The organism is Psychrobacillus sp. L4 (assembly GCF_042944905.1).
Classification (GTDB): domain Bacteria; phylum Bacillota; class Bacilli; order Bacillales_A; family Planococcaceae; genus Psychrobacillus.
Map to the genome: position 1 here is coordinate 1,990,014 of NZ_CP168496.1, position 16,389 is coordinate 2,006,402.

Genomic DNA, 16,389 nt, shown 5'->3' on the forward strand with positions numbered 1-16,389 from the left:
TGTCAAAATTATTTATAACATATGGACATTAAATATCTCTATATCGATAATTATCATACTCAAACAATGCATAGAATAATATAGTTGATGGAGGTGGAGAATATAGAGAATAAAAATGAAGTGATTAATCGATTACTAATCCCGGAACTATATTCGATTAAATTCGATAATAGTAGAAGAAAGGACAAGCTAAAAATAGCCTTTTTTATGGGCTTCCCTCCATTCCGATTGTAAATACAATTGATTTTCTCGAGTTTTGCGAGACTCTATCGCATCTGCTAAAGCTTCTTTAATTAGCCTGATAGTCTAATAATTTCTTACTGGAAGGGGAATCGAATGCTAGAATATCATCAACAATCATCACGTGAAATCATGGAAATGTTAGACGTCACAAACCAAGGACTAACTAATGATGACGTCCAAAAGAGACAAGAAGTATACGGTTATAATAAATTGGTCGAAGGAAAAAGGACAAGTACATTCGCCGTTTTCTTTGGTCAGTTTAAAGATTTATTAGTCATTATTTTAATGATTGCGGCTTTCATTTCATTTCTATTAGGTGAAGTAGGAAGTACTATTGTGATTATGATTGTTGTTATTTTAAACGCAGTATTGGGTACTGTACAGCATGTGAAGGCAGAACAATCTTTGGACAATCTGAAAGCTTTGACCACTCCAGTTGCAAAAGTTATGCGAAATAATCAAATAGTAGAGATTTCTTCAGAGGATATAGTGGTAGGAGATCTTCTCTATTTAGAGGCTGGAGATTATATTAATGCAGACGGCCGATTATTAGAAAGCCATAATCTGCATATAAATGAAAGCTCACTGACTGGTGAATCATTGGCTGTAGCGAAAAGTACCACGCCAATCGATGTAGATCAAATAACCATTGCGGATAAAAAGAATATGGTTTTCACTGGAAGTTTTGTTACCAATGGTCGTGGAACCCTAATTGTTACAGCTATTGGAATGGAAACAGAAATCGGAAAAATAGCAAATTTATTGGATACTGCAAAACAGAAGAAAACACCTTTACAAGTAAGTCTCGATCATTTTGGAGAAAACTTAGCTTTAGGGATTACAATGATCTGTTTAGCTATTTTCACTATTGATCTTTTTCGAGGTCGAGAGTTAGTAGAATCGTTTATGTTTGCCGTTTCGCTGGCAGTTGCAGCAATTCCAGAAGCATTAAGTTCGATTGTAACGATTGTGCTAGCTTTTGGGACACAAAAAATGGCAAAGGAAAATGCCATTATACGTAAACTTTATGCTGTCGAAAGTCTGGGAAGTGTATCTGTTATTTGTTCAGATAAAACCGGAACATTAACTGAAAATAAGATGACTGTTCAACAAGTATATGTGGATCAAAAAGTTATTCCTTATGATCTACTAAATACACAAAATGCACTTGAGAAGAATCTTATCTTAATGGCACTTTTATGTAACGATGCCTTGGAAAGAGATCAAAAAGAAATCGGTGACCCTACTGAAATTGCACTCGTAAAATTAGGGAAGCAGTATGATCTTGATGAGTTATTCGTAAGAAATCACAATCCTAGAGTGGCGGAAATTCCTTTTGATTCAGACAGAAAGCTAATGAGTACAGTGAATCATATTAATCAGCAAAATATTATGATTACAAAGGGAGCATTAGATGTTCTTCTATCTAAAATTGTGAAAATCGATACTTCAAAAGGGATACTTGCTATTACAGAAGATAATCGTAAAAGAATCGAAGAAGTGAATCGTGCCTTTTCTATGAATGGTTTAAGAGTACTAGCAATTGCCTATAAAGAAATAAAAGAACACCAAACAATCGATGTAGAAGATGAGAGTGATTTAATTTTTGTCGGACTAATCGCAATGATGGATCCTCCGAGAAAAGAGTCAAAAGCAGCGGTAGAAAGTTGTATAGCAGCTGGTATTAAACCAGTAATGATTACTGGTGACCATAAAATAACAGCGACAGCTATTGCCAAACAAATCGGTATATTAAATGATCCATCAGAAGCAATCGAGGGATATGAAATTGAAGGATTAACTGATCAACAACTACAAGAAAAGGTGCAAGATTACTCTGTATACGCCAGAGTAACACCTGAGCATAAAATTCGAATCGTTAAAGCTTGGCAGGATAAAGGAAATGTCGTTGCGATGACGGGAGATGGTGTCAATGATGCCCCTGCTCTAAAACAAGCAGACATCGGTGTGGCGATGGGGATTACCGGTACAGAAGTAGCTAAAGATGCATCCTCTATGATCTTAACGGATGATAATTTTTCAACGATTGTCAAAGCGATTTCTAATGGAAGAAGCCTCTATACGAATATTAAAAACGCGATACTATTCTTATTATCTGGGAATGCAGGTGCTATTTTTGTTGTTTTATATGCAACCGTATTAGGTTTACCAGTTCCTTTTGCACCAGTGCATCTTTTATTTATTAACTTACTTACCGATAGTTTGCCAGCAATAGCAATTGGTTTAGAGCCGCATAATAAAAATACAATGAAGGACAAGCCCAGAAATATTCACACCCCATTATTAAATAGAAAATTTACTACGCAAGTAATACTTGAAGGTTTATTAATAGCTATCTCTACAATCATTGCTTTTCGAATGGGATTGGCAACAGGAGATACTTTAACAGCAAGCACAATGGCATTTGCAACCTTATGTTTATCAAGATTAGTACATGGTTTCAATTCCAGATCCAAAGAATCAATCTTCAAAATTGGTGTATTTTCGAATAAATATACTTGGCTAGCATTTTTAATAGGTTTTGTATGTTTACATGCTGTATTATTTATCCCTTCGCTTACGGGTGTGTTTGAAGTTGCAACATTAAGCGGAGTACAATTAGTTTATATTTATTGCTTGTCCTTCATGCCGTTTTTGGTTAATCAGTGGTATAAAGTGTTGTTCGTGAGAAGTAAAAAATAGTTAGTGGACCCTGTGTCACATATAACTCAGACATCACTCTGAATTGTGCGTATACAGGGTCACTAACTCAATGCTCGTTTAAAATTAGTCCGATAGATGCATAAATAATGACCGTGCCGAAAATAAACATCATATGGAATAAAGAGTATGCAAACATACGGTTCGCCCACTTCTTCCCTTCCTTCTTATGATAGCCCATTATACTCATCCATAGCCAAATTGCCCCTAAAATAATCGAAACAAATGTGAGCCCTAAGCTAAGGGGTAAAAATAAGAAGCTCGTTAAGATTAATAGTACTAAGTAAATATTAGTTTGAATATAAGTACGGCGCTCGCCTTTTACTACAGGAAGCATTGGGATATTCGCTGCTGCATAATCATCCTTTTTCCGAATAGCAATTGCGTAAAAGTGCGGCATTTGCCAAATCATGACGATAATGAATAATGCCCACGCTGCCGGATGCCAAATATCTGGTGCTACAGCAGCCCACCCAATAAGTGGTGGCATTGCCCCTGAAATACTGCCAACTTCTGTGTTCCAAATGGTACGGCGCTTCGTCCACATTGTATATGGTACAACGTAGAAAAATACTCCGAGAAATCCTAAGAATGATGCAAGTGGTGTCGCTAAAGCAAGTAGTGCAATTCCGATTATCAGCAACGAGATTCCGACGACTAAAACGAGTTTAGGCGATAATTCTCCAGTTACGGTTGGACGATTTTTCGTACGTTGCATGACCACATCAATGTCACGATCGTATAAATTATTAAACGAGCCCGCTGCAGCAATTACTGCCGCCGTTCCTAAAATTGCACAGACGATATTCGAAATATTATCTCCGAAACTTAACTCATATGTGTATAAAGCGAGCATCAGACCTGCTACCATCGGAATTAAATTAGATTTAATAATCCCTGTTTTTACAGCCAATGCCCATAAATTCAAATTAGATTGCTTTTTCATGGTGTCTAGTTTAACACTCCTTCATTTTCCAACACGACATTTCGAATTTCTCGATATATTACTCTTCTAAATATAACAGAATTACTGACCATTCGCCTTCCTTTTGAAGTGACAATCTGTTGACATCTAGTGAGGGTTCCACTGCGCAATGCACAACTCAGACATTATTCTGAATTGTATTTAAATTATTTGCAGCACTAACTTATTAGCACCCCTTTTGCATTTATTTTTATTTAAGCGATTACATTAGCTCCTAAATTGGTTATCTTTAAATAATCCCATTATTTCGCTAAATCATCATTAATGTTTCCTGAAGTTTTTCTACTACTCTTGATAAAGCTAATATTGAATTTGTAGTATCAGATTCTTCAATATCCAAGGAATGATTTGCATTTTGGACAACCTCTATCTTTAACTTTGAGTTACTTAATTGTTCCATTTGATTTGAATTAAAGTGAGGGTCTTTGTTCCCGATGACTAAAAGCCCTTGATGTTCGCTATTCAAGATTGACTCAAAAATAGAATCGAATTTTAACAATGGAGTGAGTAAAATCATTTTCGAATTTGAAAATTCAATTCTTTTCATTAAGTCAATAGCAATTGGAATTGTTCCAAGTGATTTACCTAAAAAAATGTTTCATCGTATTTACCATTCTTAAGAACATCCAAAATGACTGGGTTAATATCGTCCACCATTGTTTTGGATATTTCATCGAGAGCTGTTTTCAATAAATGTTCTCCATAGGAGTAATGGACATGAACAATATCAATTCTATTTTGAATCATTGTCATTGTTGCATAATAAAATAAGGGTTTATCATAATTGTAACCTGAACCAGAAAACATAAAGCAAATCGTTTTGGACCCGATTTCAAAATGTGTATAGTTAATTGTCTTGTCATTCGTGTGTATATTCTTTTTATTTACTTTCATCATTTTCCCCTCCGAATGTTATAAGAGTTCTCTGTGTCCCACACAACTCAGACACTATTCTAAATTGCATCTAAGTTGATAGTAATACAGGGACTTTATTATTAGTTTCAATTAAAACCATCCAGAGACTTCGGTACCATCCTTATAAACTCTTATCACATCTGGATCGTAGTTAATAGGAGTTTCTGAGAAACTAAACCATATACGGCCATTTGTTGTCTCCATAATTGTAGCCTTAGCACTCGCTTGGTCTTTATATTTAACTAGTAATTTTTCGATTCCTTCATCATTAATAACGCCCATTGCTATTGTAACGTAATCTTCCTTTGATACCGATCCACAAGAAAGTAAATTGGTAAATGATTTAGTTAATATTGAGTCATTCTGATTAAAATCTTCACTTCCAGACCCACAACACCAACGATAGCCAAAGAAGTTTTTTTCGATCAAAGCTGCAGATAAAAAATCAGCATTACGATATATGATAATGGCATTACCATCCTTCTCGATAGAATAGTAAATTTCATCAATAGAGATATTCGAACCTTTTATGGCTTTTTCAAGGGTCTTAAAATTCTTTTGATAATATAGTACAGTTACAAATAGAAGCAATAATATCATTGCAATAAATGAACGCCATTTTTTCAATTTCAATCATTCCCCCTATAGAAATTATTTTTGTTTAGAGATTTAGTAAGGGTTCCCTCACTACCTGCCATCTTATAAGTTAATTTTCCAATTTCACTGCCTTTTTCTATTACTAAAGGAATCATTACATCTGCAGAGTCGGGAAAATGATGTTCGTACTTTATATCATTAATCATAACTAAATTCACTCATTCAATTTCACCATCTGGACAACCACTATTCATGATGAAATTGTAATTATTATCGGAACAACGACTCAAAAGAACTAAGGAAAAGACGATAAGCATAATATTTTTCTTATTCAACAGGCCATTATTTTTCGTCCTTATACTTTACTTGAATAATACACACAATATAGCTACGGGTATTGTAAAGTAACTCCCAGTAAATAACTCTTTCGACACACTTTCGAAAATACCTTCAATTTCTATCTTTATATATGACTTTTGATCAATAAACCAAATGCCGCGTCCAGTAGATTCAGCTGCACAACTCTAGTTAAACCAAGAGTATCATGATTTGATGAGTTATATGCTAACCTACTTGATGTCACTCTTAAACCATATTTTGTATTATAAATCTAATTCAATTTGTTCAATTTTCCCAAAAACATGATTAAAATTTTTAATGAATTCATTCCAACTTTTCGATGCCTGCATTAAAATCTCCAATTTATTTAGGTACTTTTCTAAGTAGTCATTACCAATATCGTAGATTAAAATGACTCAGCCTATTAGTAATGCTTTGTAACATGTACATGTATGATCCCATAGGATAGGTTAGAACATGTGATTATTTCTAATAAATGGGGGAGAAAAAATGAATGAAATTCCAGCTTTCAGACAGATGGATCATCCTGTTCTTGTAGAAGCTACACAAATCGCTCCAAACCAAATAAGTATTACGTATGATCAACCAGCAGACTTTGCATCCGCAACAAACATCTCAAACTACTGGATTAGAAGTAATATGGGTCCTATCGGTATTGCGAGCGTCGGAATGAACGATCCACTTATGAGTTCGAATGCAATACGTCCTGAAATAGGAATGATTACCCCTGTAAGCAATTCTAAAACAAGATTCGTAATGTCATTTAGAGTAAATGCAATGACAGGAGTTATGTATACTGTACTACCATGTTTTGTGAATTTAGAAGGTCGAACAGGATTTATGGGAGAAAACTGGGGTCCACTAAGTAGGAATATGTTTATCGGAATGTAAGCTTCATGTAACCTTGGTGGAGGGTATTTAGGAGTAGCGTTAGGAAATAGATATTTATATCGCTAAGGAAATCCAACTAAAAAAAGCCTAGTTTCTCGCTTAGAACGCGTAGAAATTAGGCTTTTATTACTTCATGAATCACTTTTTTGTTTAATAAAGTACCGAAGTATCTTTAAACCCCTTTATCAGCACCCTCCGTCCAGTCCCGTGCTACGTCAAGCTACGAACTATACTCTCGGGCGCAGCGTTGAGCAAAAATGGGCTCATTTCACCTACACTGTAAAGATGCAAATAATGCATCGCCCGGGTGCAGGCGGTGTAAAACAATCTGCGCAGGCTCTCATCGCCGTATACTTGCGCCGATGCGTCATAAATGATAACGGCATCGAATTCAATGCCTTTTGCCAAATACGCCGGAATCACAACGACACCTTGCTCATATTCAATAGAACCGCTCTTCACAAGTTTAATTTCTTCGACGTTACTTAAGGATTCGTATGCAACGACGCTTTCTTCAGCGGATTTGCATATAATTGCAATCGTATTAAACTTCTGTTTCCGCAAATCTGACACTTTTGAAACGATGCAGCGCTGCAGTTCTTTCCGATCGGTCAATTGCGTCAGAACAGGCTTCTCCCCATCTCGTTCAAAAGCGGTAATCCGCTCGCCGTTAGGTACGAGTCCACGTGTAAATTCGACGATCGGTCTTGTGGATCTGTAGCTACGGGTCAAGTTTATCGAATTCGTTTCATTTGGTCCGTATAAGCTAGTAAGCGTATCGAAATCTACCGTTTCACTAGCATGGGCGAATATAGCCTGGTTAAAGTCTCCAAGCACTGTCATCCTTGCTGCAGGAAACAAACGTTTCAAAAATTCGAATTGAAACGGAGAATAATCTTGCGCTTCGTCTACAAGCACATGTTTAATTAAGTTGTTCGTCTGAAAGCCTTGAATCAACTCTTTCAAAAGTAAAAATGGCGTAGCATCTTCGTAAAACAGTTTACCTTCATCTAACATTTTCAAAGTGGAGAAGCAAATATCCTCCCATTCTTCGGAGATTTCCCCATCCATCCAGGTTGCATCAGAGAAAAGTTGATTGTATATTCCTTTGATGTTGACGAAACGAAGCTCCCGAATTTGTTTGCGTAACAGTTTTAATTTCTGGCGAACAATCAATTGACCAAGTGCTTCCGATTCCATCTCATAATCATCAGACGATGCTCCTTTAAAGCCTTGCTTTTTCCGTAAATGATTATAGGCTTTTTGGTAATCATCTTCACTAAGTAATTCGATTTTTTCCTGTACCCATGCCTCGGTGCGTTCGTGCTTCTCTACTTCATCCACTAGCTCGTTTAGCCACTTCGTTAACTTCTCTAGTCTGTTATGAAAACGGAGTGATGTGTCACTGTTATAAAACCTCTCTGTGATTTGCTTGGCGGTGACAATCTGTTTTCCTCTAAATTTAATACCTTTGAACAGCATACCGGATAGTTCTAACGACTGTCTGAATGTTTTGATTATCTCAAAAAAACGAACCGATGCTTTGAATCGAATGCTCTCAGACCTAGTTCGGTATGCAGGTTCATCCGTCGCGGTCAACACATATTCCAATTGTTCATAAGGACCTTCGACTTGAAACTCGTCGCTTAGGCGGTGAACCAAGTATTCTTGGAATGTGACCTGCTGCATATTTTCTTCACCAAGTTCAGGCAATACATTGGATACGTAACTGTTAAACATCGAATTAGGTGAAAATAAAATGATTTGATCAGCTTTCAATCTATCTCGATATTTATAAAGCAGGTAAGCAATCCGCTGTAGAGCAGCTGACGTCTTGCCGCTACCTGCTGCTCCTTGAACGATGAGCAGCCGCCCATGATCGTGCCGGATAATCTGGTTTTGTTCCATTTGAATGGTAGAAACGATGCTATGCAAATGTTTATCTGTGCTTTTTCCAAGCACTTGTTGTAAAATCTCGTCTCCTATCGTGAGACTAGTTTCAAACATCGATTCGACAACGCCGCCACGGATAATATATTGCCACTTTTCCTCCAGGACGCCATCAATAACTCCTTCAGGTGTAGTGTATTCGGCAGGACCAGATGAATAATTGTAATAGACGCTTGAGATTGGCGCACGCCAGTCATAAATAAGAATATTCTCTCCGCTTAAATCCATGAGTGTAGAGATGCCTATATAAATACTTTCCGTATTGGAAGTTCCTTCTTCCATAAAATCGATTCGACCGAAATAAGGCACATCCTGCATTCGCTGAAGTGCGGACAATTTATTGGAAGCTTGCTTGTGAATGCTTTGGCTTACGGAAAGGTTCTGAGCGTGTTGTCTTAAGCTAATGATTGTCTCAAGATAATCGTCGAAAGTATCTGTGTTTACCTTGACGTCGTCCCAAAAGTGTTTGCGGAAACCGACCACCTCTTGACGACGCCAATCGGTTTCTTCCTTTAACTTGCCGATTTGTTCTGTAATAGTCTCCATTACGTTTTCCAATCGTTCTTGCTCCCGAGGAAGTTCTGTTTTCATCTCAAGCACCCCTTTATATAAATATGTTTGACAAAACAAGATTTTTGGTGTAAAATAATAATAAGGACTATTATGGACACTTTTCGTTAAAAGTGTTTCTATATAAACATAACATAATTTTTCATTTTTATCAATCTAATTTACATAAATATAAGGTGCCCAATTCTAATTTATTTTAGAATTGGGCACCTTTCATTTAAATTAAAAAACCTATATTCTATTTTTATTGCTTGTTTATTCCTATTATCTTTTTCGCTTGTAAAAACAGAAAAAAAAAGTACTATCTTGAGAGTCAAGATAGTTATTATAGACACTTGACTATTCGTAAGAAAGAGTTGCTTAAGCAACCCAATGAAATTCATCTTTAACTAACGCACCTGTTACAAAATAAAAACAAGCATTTTTACTTCTTTTCTGTTGTATATTTTATCCCTTAAGTATTTAGGTAGATTTTTGAAATCTACAAACTAACTTCTAAATGTATTAAATATTTTAAGTATATTATTGCCTAAAATAAAATTAAGTATATCCTTGCCTTTATGGCAAAGACATACTTAAAGTCGCAGTTTTTGTTGAGTGGTTTGCTTTTTTGTATGGAAGTGGTGGGAGTCGAAACACTGTTATATAGGAATGGTTTCAGGTCAACATTCATGTTTGTTCGAACAAACATAAATGCATATCGAGCAGGTACTTTTTTCAAATCTTATTTACAGAACCGAAACCTCTTCCCGTTTAACTTGGCGTGCAATTTTCTCTGTTAAGCGTGTTGTCACTTTCGGCAACACCATTTTAATAACAGGCGTCAACACAGCGCCTGTTAAACCACCTGTATTTACTTCAATTGTCCCTGTCATCGTTGTTTGCCCTGCCGTTTCTTCAGCAGTAAACTTGCCACTACCTGTAAAGTTGTCCGTTAACCCTTTTAACTCGAACCGTATAGTCGATGGCTCATGAAATTCAGTGACGTTTAACTCCATTTTCACAGTCTTTTTAAATCCTTTAAAATTCCCTTCGAATGTCCAAACTGACTTTTGTTCATCAATTTGCTCATGCTCCTTATAGGCAGGAACCATTATTGCCCAGTTTTCAATTTGACTAACATATTCCCAAACGTTCTCTACAGATGCTGGAATGATTACAGAATGCGATGCGAGTGCCATACGTTTCACTACTTCCTTCTTTATGTAATTGTAATTTGAATCTACCATTAACATTTTAGCATTTTAATTGTACAGATTCACCTTTAGCGATCGATGAATTTCGGCCGATGCTAGTCAGCATATGAATTCTTAAAATCTAATAGTAGAACATTCGCATTCTGTGTGGCACAAGAAGTAGGAAAAATATTTCAACTTAAGGTCCGGAGTGAAAAGTAGAGGTTATATATTGCCAATACTGAATAAATCGTTTCAATATACATCTATTGAGATTGCCTTTTACTAGTAACCATCTCAGTGATCATCTCAGCATTCTTGATTTCTGTTGGTTTGGAATAAAGTTTGATCTAATTTATCCCCAAAATCCATATTTTAAGTTAAATAATAAGAACCCATTTTGAAAAATGATTGATCAAAACGGGTTAATTCTTTGTGAAATACTATGTGATTTTTATAATAAAGTTTGATCGTTTTCTACCTAGTAATTCTTAAAAAATCGCGCCCGATTGCGGTATAAATATTATATTTTCGCTAAGACAGAGTTAACAAAATTGTTTTTTCTTCTGGATATTTGTGTTTATTATGGGTCAAGACGTTGATAGCTTACATTTCTTTCCGAGAGATCCTATTCTACTAAGGATTCTGTTATTTTCCCATCTAGATTTTTAATCGCCAACATCGAATTATCCTGAATGATTCCTGTATCTACGAAACCAAATGAAGCGTATAATGTTTTAGCTACGACATTACTTGTTCGATAAAAGAGGGCTACATAGTCTGCTTCTCCATCTGGCGTAGTTTCAATATCCATCAACATTTTTTCAAAAGCAAGTTTGCCATATCCTTTCCCCTGGTAACTCTTTTCAATCATAATATGCCAAATAAAATAGCACTTCTTCCCGTAAAAAACTTCATTTTCAAATGATTTATGATCCAACGTATCATAAATATACATCAAAAATCCAACCGCAACTTCATCGGCATAAATGGCAAAGGGAGTCGCTGGTATACCGTCTGCGTTCAACATATGAGCGTCTGCAAAGCTTCTGAGGTTAGTAGTTTCTATTAAGTCTTCCTGGTTTCCTTCAACTTCAAGTGCTATTACTTCATCTATGTTATCCCCGTTTATCTTTCGTAATTCAATCATTTTTTTATCTCCTCTCCTAAGACAAGCCACTTCCACACATGTCCTAAAACATTCCAAATATCATTTCCATAATTCTCGAAATAGGCTACACAAAATATTCACCAATGCTAACTCTTTTTCCCCTGTGATTTCTAATCCTTGTTCTGCAAAATGGCCCGTTTGTTGAATTGCCATAATCCTTCAAGTCAATGCAATTGTATCAAACTTTTTTTCAAATAATCGGATTTTATTACAAATGATCAATCTTTATTTTAAATCTACTATTTCAATCGCTCATTTACAATTTTATAAATTGAACAAATGGAGTATTAGATATATGTCTTTCGCGTTCATCGGAGGTATTCTATTTGGCGCAATTGCAAATTATACACAATCCATACTTATTCCTATATTGCTTCATATGAATTTAATTTTTTATCAGCATATTACGTATGCCGAATTATAGAAAATAAGGCATTCGAAGTAGCAAGGGGAAATACATCTTTACTATCAGACGTTTTTTCTTGTGGCATTAAGAAAGCACCCCCTAAAATTGATACGTTGATCGTACCAGGGAGGTGCTTCATTTGGATATGCGTTGTTTGATTGGGGGCTTTCTTTATTTCTCTAACTCCAACCAAGCCACACACTCCACATGCACAGTATGCGGGAACAAGTCGACAGGTTGCACGGTTTGAAGCGTGTAGCCGAATGGCAGCAATTCAGCTACATCCGTTGCAAATGTGTCAGGACTGCATGATACATAGATGATCCGTTTTGGTTTGGAGCGTCCAATGCGACGCATCACTTTCCCGCCAGCTCCGCCACGTGGTGGGTCTATCAACAGAATATCAGCGAATCCGAAATGATCATGCATCTCATCTAGTCCCCTACGTGCATCACGGGCAAGGAATGTCGTGTTATGCAAATCATTATCGATGGCATTGCGTTTTGCGGATTCAATCGATGTCTCTACAATCTCGATTCCCGCCAATTCCTTCACACGTGCAGCGAACGGTAATGAGAAGGTACCGACACCACAAAACAGGTCGATCATTTTCTCGTCTTCCTTTGGTTTCCCCATTTCCAACGCAAGGTCCACAAGCTTTTGGGCTTGTTTTGGATTCGTCTGGAAGAATGTATCGAACCAAAGACGATAGCGATAGCTTGCCATTTCATCATAAATAAAATCACGCCCCGCTAACAGATGCGTATCTTCAGATTGTGCCCGATCCGCCCAGTCTGTGTTGACAAGCCAAAGAAGGCTTTTCACATTCGGGAACTTCTTCGTGATCCGCTCGACAAGATTTTCAACTGCAGACACCAATTCACCGTCAGGCGTTTTCGTAGCGAACAATGCCAACATCATTTCGCCGGTCGCAAACGATTCCCGCACCATCAAATGACGAAGAAGTCCATCATGTGCATCTTTGTCATAACCTTTAAGGCCGAACTCTTTTACCCATTCGCCGACTTCCAACATGCCATCGACCATATTCTGGCCAGCAATCAGACACGTTTCCAGTGGGATTATCTTGCGGAAATTCCCTTGTTCATGCAGTCCAATATCCCCTTCAGGCGAAAACGTGAACTCCATCTTATTACGGTAATGCCAAGGGTCGTCCATGCCGATCGTATCCAGTACCAGTTCAGAATCTAATCCTTCACGTTTCAATGCGTTCTTCACTTGCTCGGTCTTATGCTTCAATTGACCTTCATACGTCCAGTGTTGCCATACACAACCTCCGCAAAGCTCAAAATGAGGACAAGGCGCATCCGTCCGCTCGGGGCTTGCGGCTAGAATCTCTATAGGCATTGCTTTTCTTCTTCGCTTATCGGGATGATCGACGACGACTTGCACTGACTCCCCTTTGAGCGTATGTGGAATCGTCAGCTTCAGTTTTCTAGGTTTGAAACCTTTATCATTCTCAAACCAAATCACAGCTTGTCCATTGCCTTTATAATCTATATGGTCAATTTCTACGACGAACGTTTCATCTTTTATAATAGTCAAGGAATGATTCCCCTTTCAATAGTCAATTCATGTATTGAAGGATTATTTCCACAATGCTTGTATACCTCTTCAAAACAGACATACTTGTCATTATAGCAAAAATGGGCCTGCATAAACATGGATTTTTTACAAATTCAACAACATGTAGTGTGATGAATGACAGTCGTTCACACAATTAATTCTGTCATCAAACGCAAAGAAATGATACTATGTATGATGGAAAAGAACTTGGCAATAGCTAAAATCGTTTTTATATGTTGCAACAGGAGGAGATCAAATGAGTAACGAACATAATTTTTGGCTTGATTTACCGAAGCCGTTTTTTATATTAGCACCAATGGAAGATGTCACAGATGTTGTATTTCGTCACGTAGTTAGTGAAGCTGCAAAACCCGACGTATTTTTCACGGAATTCACAAATACAGAAAGTTATTGTCACCCTAAAGGAAGAGACAGTGTACGTGGTCGGTTAATGTTCACAGAAGATGAGCAACCGATTGTCGCTCATATTTGGGGCAATAAACCAGCATTTTTTGAACAGATGAGTATTGATATGAAAAAACTTGGTTTTCGTGGTATCGATTTAAACATGGGATGCCCAGTACAAAACGTCGCAGCCAATGGAAAAGGTGCTGGATTAATACACCATCCTGAAGTTGCAGCAGAAATTATTCAAGCAGCAAAAGCAGGTGGATTACCAGTTAGTGTTAAAACAAGATTGGGTTACACGAATATTGACGAGTGGCGCGATTGGTTAGGCCATATATTGAAACAAGATATTGCGAATCTTTCCATTCATCTACGTACAAGAAAAGAGATGAGTAAAGTAGATGCACACTGGGAACTAATCCCTGAAATAAAAAAATTACGAGATGAAATTGCTCCAAATACATTGTTAACCATTAATGGAGATATTCCTGACCGCGCAACTGGATTAAAATTAGTAGAACAATACGGCGTTGATGGTGTCATGATTGGCCGCGGCATTTTTACCAATCCGTTTGCTTTTGAAAAAGAACCAAAAGAACATAGCGTGAAGGATTTTCTCAATTTACTATTTTTACAGTTGGATCTTCACGATAAATATTCAACAGAAACCGAACCACGTCCATTTAAACCACTCCTTCGCTTTTTCAAGATTTATATTCGTGGATTTAAAGGCGCAGCCGAACTAAGAAACCAATTAATGGATACTACGTCTACAGATGAAGTACGTCGTTTAGTAAAACATGTATTAGATACAGAATTAGATTGAGGCATACCTACCTATGCATGATTAAAAAGACTTGTTTTAACAGCAAGTCTTTTTAAGGAATTATAGTTTTATTCTAAATAGAACTCTCGAATAGCAATAATGTCTGCTGTTGTTAGTTTATACACTTTTAAAAAGTACTCTTCGTATGTACCGTACATAGAAATGTTGTTTCCTTATAATTTGATTTCCCAAATACTTCCTCCTGACTTTAGTCAACAATTTCAGGTGTTATCAGCAGGATTTGTTTCAGGTATAAATGTGCTTCATTACATGGACAATATTTCGTTAATCTTGTATGGTGCCTGTATTGGTGCAAATGACTAAGTATTTTTTATTAGTCAAAATGAAGTATTCTGTTATAATGAGTTTTGGAATATAATTTAATAGTTAGAATTGTAGGGGGACCGGTGTTGCCGGTTGAGATTACATCCTTAAGATGCGCGACTCTTAGAACCTGATCTGGTTGATACCAGCGGAGGGAACATATTCTTGAACAATTGATACAATTGATATTGTTTGCATATATGCGCCCTGGGTTCTCCCCTAGGGCGCTTTTATTATGTACATTGGAGGAATAGGAATGAAAAAATGGTTAATCGTATTCTGTTCGACATTAATGATTGCTGGTTGTAGTAATTCAGAATCAGCATCCAAAACGAAAAATAAAGACACACACGCTCTGAAAAAAGTATCTGTCGTACTTGATTGGACACCAAACACGAATCATACCGGATTATACGTGGCAAACGAAAAGGGTTATTTTAAAGAAGAAGGATTAGATGTGAGCATCATTTTGCCAGGTGAAGCTGGGGCTGATCAGCTTGTTGCTTCAGGTAAATCCGAGTTTGGAGTAAGCTATCAGGAATCGATCACACAAGCACGGATACAAGAGGTTCCTCTTGTTTCGATTGCAGCCATTATTCAACACAATACATCTGGTTTTGCTTCACCAGCTGGTAAGAACATTGTTACACCAAAAGACTTTGTAGGTAAAACATACGGGGGCTGGGGCTCACCTGTTGAAAAATCTGTTATTTCTTCTTTAATGAATAAAGAAAATGCCGATGTGAATAAAGTTTCTATTGTTAATATGGGAGATACTGATTTCTTTACAGCTGTGAAACGAGATATCGATTTCGCATGGATTTATTATGGTTGGACTGGTGTAGAGTCAGAGCTGCGTGGAGAAAAGCTCAATATGGTATACCTAACAGACTACTCTGATAAACTCGATTATTACACGCCAGTTCTGGCAACTAACGAAAACATGATAAATGAAAACCCAGATACAGTAAAAGCCTTTGTGAAAGCTGTTTCTAAGGGGTATGAATTTGCTATTCAACATCCATCCGATGCTGCGGACATTTTAATAAAAGCAGTGCCTGACTTGGATACAAAGCTTGTTAAAAAAAGTCAAGAATGGCTAGCCTCTAAATATCAAGACGATGCACCAAGATGGGGCGAGCAAAAACAAGAAGTATGGGAAAATTATGCTTCATGGATGTTTGACAATGGGCTGCTTGAAAAACAGCTTGATGCCCAAAAAGCATTTACAAATAATTTTTTACCACAATAGGGGGATTA

Annotated in this window: 12 protein-coding genes, 1 pseudogene and 1 riboswitch; of the genes and pseudogenes, 5 read left to right on the forward strand and 8 right to left on the reverse strand. The window is 36.9% G+C overall.

Features of this window, described 5'->3' with window-relative positions:
* Positions 1 to 336 precede the first annotated feature (336 nt).
* Positions 337 to 2,946 carry a cation-translocating P-type ATPase gene (locus ACEPXG_RS09520; RefSeq protein ID WP_391201373.1) on the forward strand — a complete coding sequence of 870 codons (2,610 nt, stop codon included), beginning with the start codon at positions 337 to 339 and terminating at the stop codon, positions 2,944 to 2,946.
* Positions 2,947 to 3,013: 67 nt separating this feature from the next.
* On the opposite strand, the gene cyoE is transcribed toward ACEPXG_RS09520, so the two are convergent.
* The 4 genes and pseudogenes from cyoE to ACEPXG_RS09540 all read right to left on the reverse strand — a co-directional run bounded on the left by cyoE (position 3,014) and on the right by ACEPXG_RS09540 (position 5,667).
* Positions 3,014 to 3,910, reverse strand: a complete 897-nt coding sequence (gene cyoE, locus ACEPXG_RS09525; RefSeq protein ID WP_391201376.1) for a heme o synthase — start codon at positions 3,908 to 3,910, stop codon at positions 3,014 to 3,016.
* Positions 3,911 to 4,199: 289 nt separating this feature from the next.
* A pseudogene (locus ACEPXG_RS09530) lies at positions 4,200 to 4,843 on the reverse strand (alpha/beta hydrolase).
* A gap of 111 nt (positions 4,844 to 4,954) precedes the next feature.
* Positions 4,955 to 5,497 carry a hypothetical protein gene (locus tag ACEPXG_RS09535; RefSeq protein WP_391201379.1) on the reverse strand — a complete coding sequence of 181 codons (543 nt, stop codon included), beginning with the start codon at positions 5,495 to 5,497 and terminating at the stop codon, positions 4,955 to 4,957.
* A complete protein-coding gene (locus tag ACEPXG_RS09540; RefSeq protein WP_391201382.1) occupies positions 5,494 to 5,667 on the reverse strand; it encodes a hypothetical protein in 174 nt (57 codons plus the stop codon). Before ACEPXG_RS09540 ends, ACEPXG_RS09535 begins: the two co-directional genes overlap by 4 nt.
* 643 nt (positions 5,668 to 6,310) lie before the next feature.
* Here ACEPXG_RS09540 and ACEPXG_RS09545 point away from each other — a divergent pair.
* Positions 6,311 to 6,712 carry a hypothetical protein gene (locus ACEPXG_RS09545; RefSeq protein ID WP_391201384.1) on the forward strand — a complete coding sequence of 134 codons (402 nt, stop codon included), beginning with the start codon at positions 6,311 to 6,313 and terminating at the stop codon, positions 6,710 to 6,712.
* A gap of 210 nt (positions 6,713 to 6,922) precedes the next feature.
* On the opposite strand, the gene helD is transcribed toward ACEPXG_RS09545, so the two are convergent.
* The 3 genes from helD to ACEPXG_RS09560 all read right to left on the reverse strand — a co-directional run bounded on the left by helD (position 6,923) and on the right by ACEPXG_RS09560 (position 11,557).
* Entirely contained in the window at positions 6,923 to 9,253 is a 2,331-nt protein-coding gene (gene helD, locus ACEPXG_RS09550) for an RNA polymerase recycling motor HelD (protein WP_391201387.1), read from the reverse strand.
* Positions 9,254 to 9,960: 707 nt separating this feature from the next.
* Positions 9,961 to 10,413 carry a CoxG family protein gene (locus tag ACEPXG_RS09555; protein ID WP_391209860.1) on the reverse strand — a complete coding sequence of 151 codons (453 nt, stop codon included), beginning with the start codon at positions 10,411 to 10,413 and terminating at the stop codon, positions 9,961 to 9,963.
* A 622-nt stretch (positions 10,414 to 11,035) separates the two neighbouring features.
* Complete coding sequence (locus tag ACEPXG_RS09560) at positions 11,036 to 11,557, reverse strand: GNAT family N-acetyltransferase (RefSeq protein WP_391201390.1); 522 nt, start codon at positions 11,555 to 11,557, stop codon at positions 11,036 to 11,038.
* Between the two features lie 316 nt (positions 11,558 to 11,873).
* On the opposite strand from ACEPXG_RS09560, the gene ACEPXG_RS09565 reads away from it, so the two are divergent.
* Entirely contained in the window at positions 11,874 to 12,002 is a 129-nt protein-coding gene (locus ACEPXG_RS09565) for a hypothetical protein (RefSeq protein WP_391201393.1), read from the forward strand.
* Positions 12,003 to 12,155: 153 nt separating this feature from the next.
* Here the strand turns inward: ACEPXG_RS09565 and rlmD are convergent, their stop codons facing one another.
* Complete coding sequence (rlmD, locus tag ACEPXG_RS09570) at positions 12,156 to 13,550, reverse strand: 23S rRNA (uracil(1939)-C(5))-methyltransferase RlmD (RefSeq protein WP_391201396.1); 1,395 nt, start codon at positions 13,548 to 13,550, stop codon at positions 12,156 to 12,158.
* Positions 13,551 to 13,827: 277 nt separating this feature from the next.
* Between rlmD and ACEPXG_RS09575 the strand changes: the two genes are divergently transcribed.
* Positions 13,828 to 14,805 carry a tRNA dihydrouridine synthase gene (locus ACEPXG_RS09575; protein ID WP_391201399.1) on the forward strand — a complete coding sequence of 326 codons (978 nt, stop codon included), beginning with the start codon at positions 13,828 to 13,830 and terminating at the stop codon, positions 14,803 to 14,805.
* A gap of 387 nt (positions 14,806 to 15,192) precedes the next feature.
* A riboswitch (TPP riboswitch) is annotated at positions 15,193 to 15,303 on the forward strand.
* A gap of 82 nt (positions 15,304 to 15,385) precedes the next feature.
* A complete protein-coding gene (locus ACEPXG_RS09580) occupies positions 15,386 to 16,381 on the forward strand; it encodes an ABC transporter substrate-binding protein (RefSeq protein WP_391201402.1) in 996 nt (331 codons plus the stop codon).
* Positions 16,382 to 16,389 lie beyond the last annotated feature (8 nt).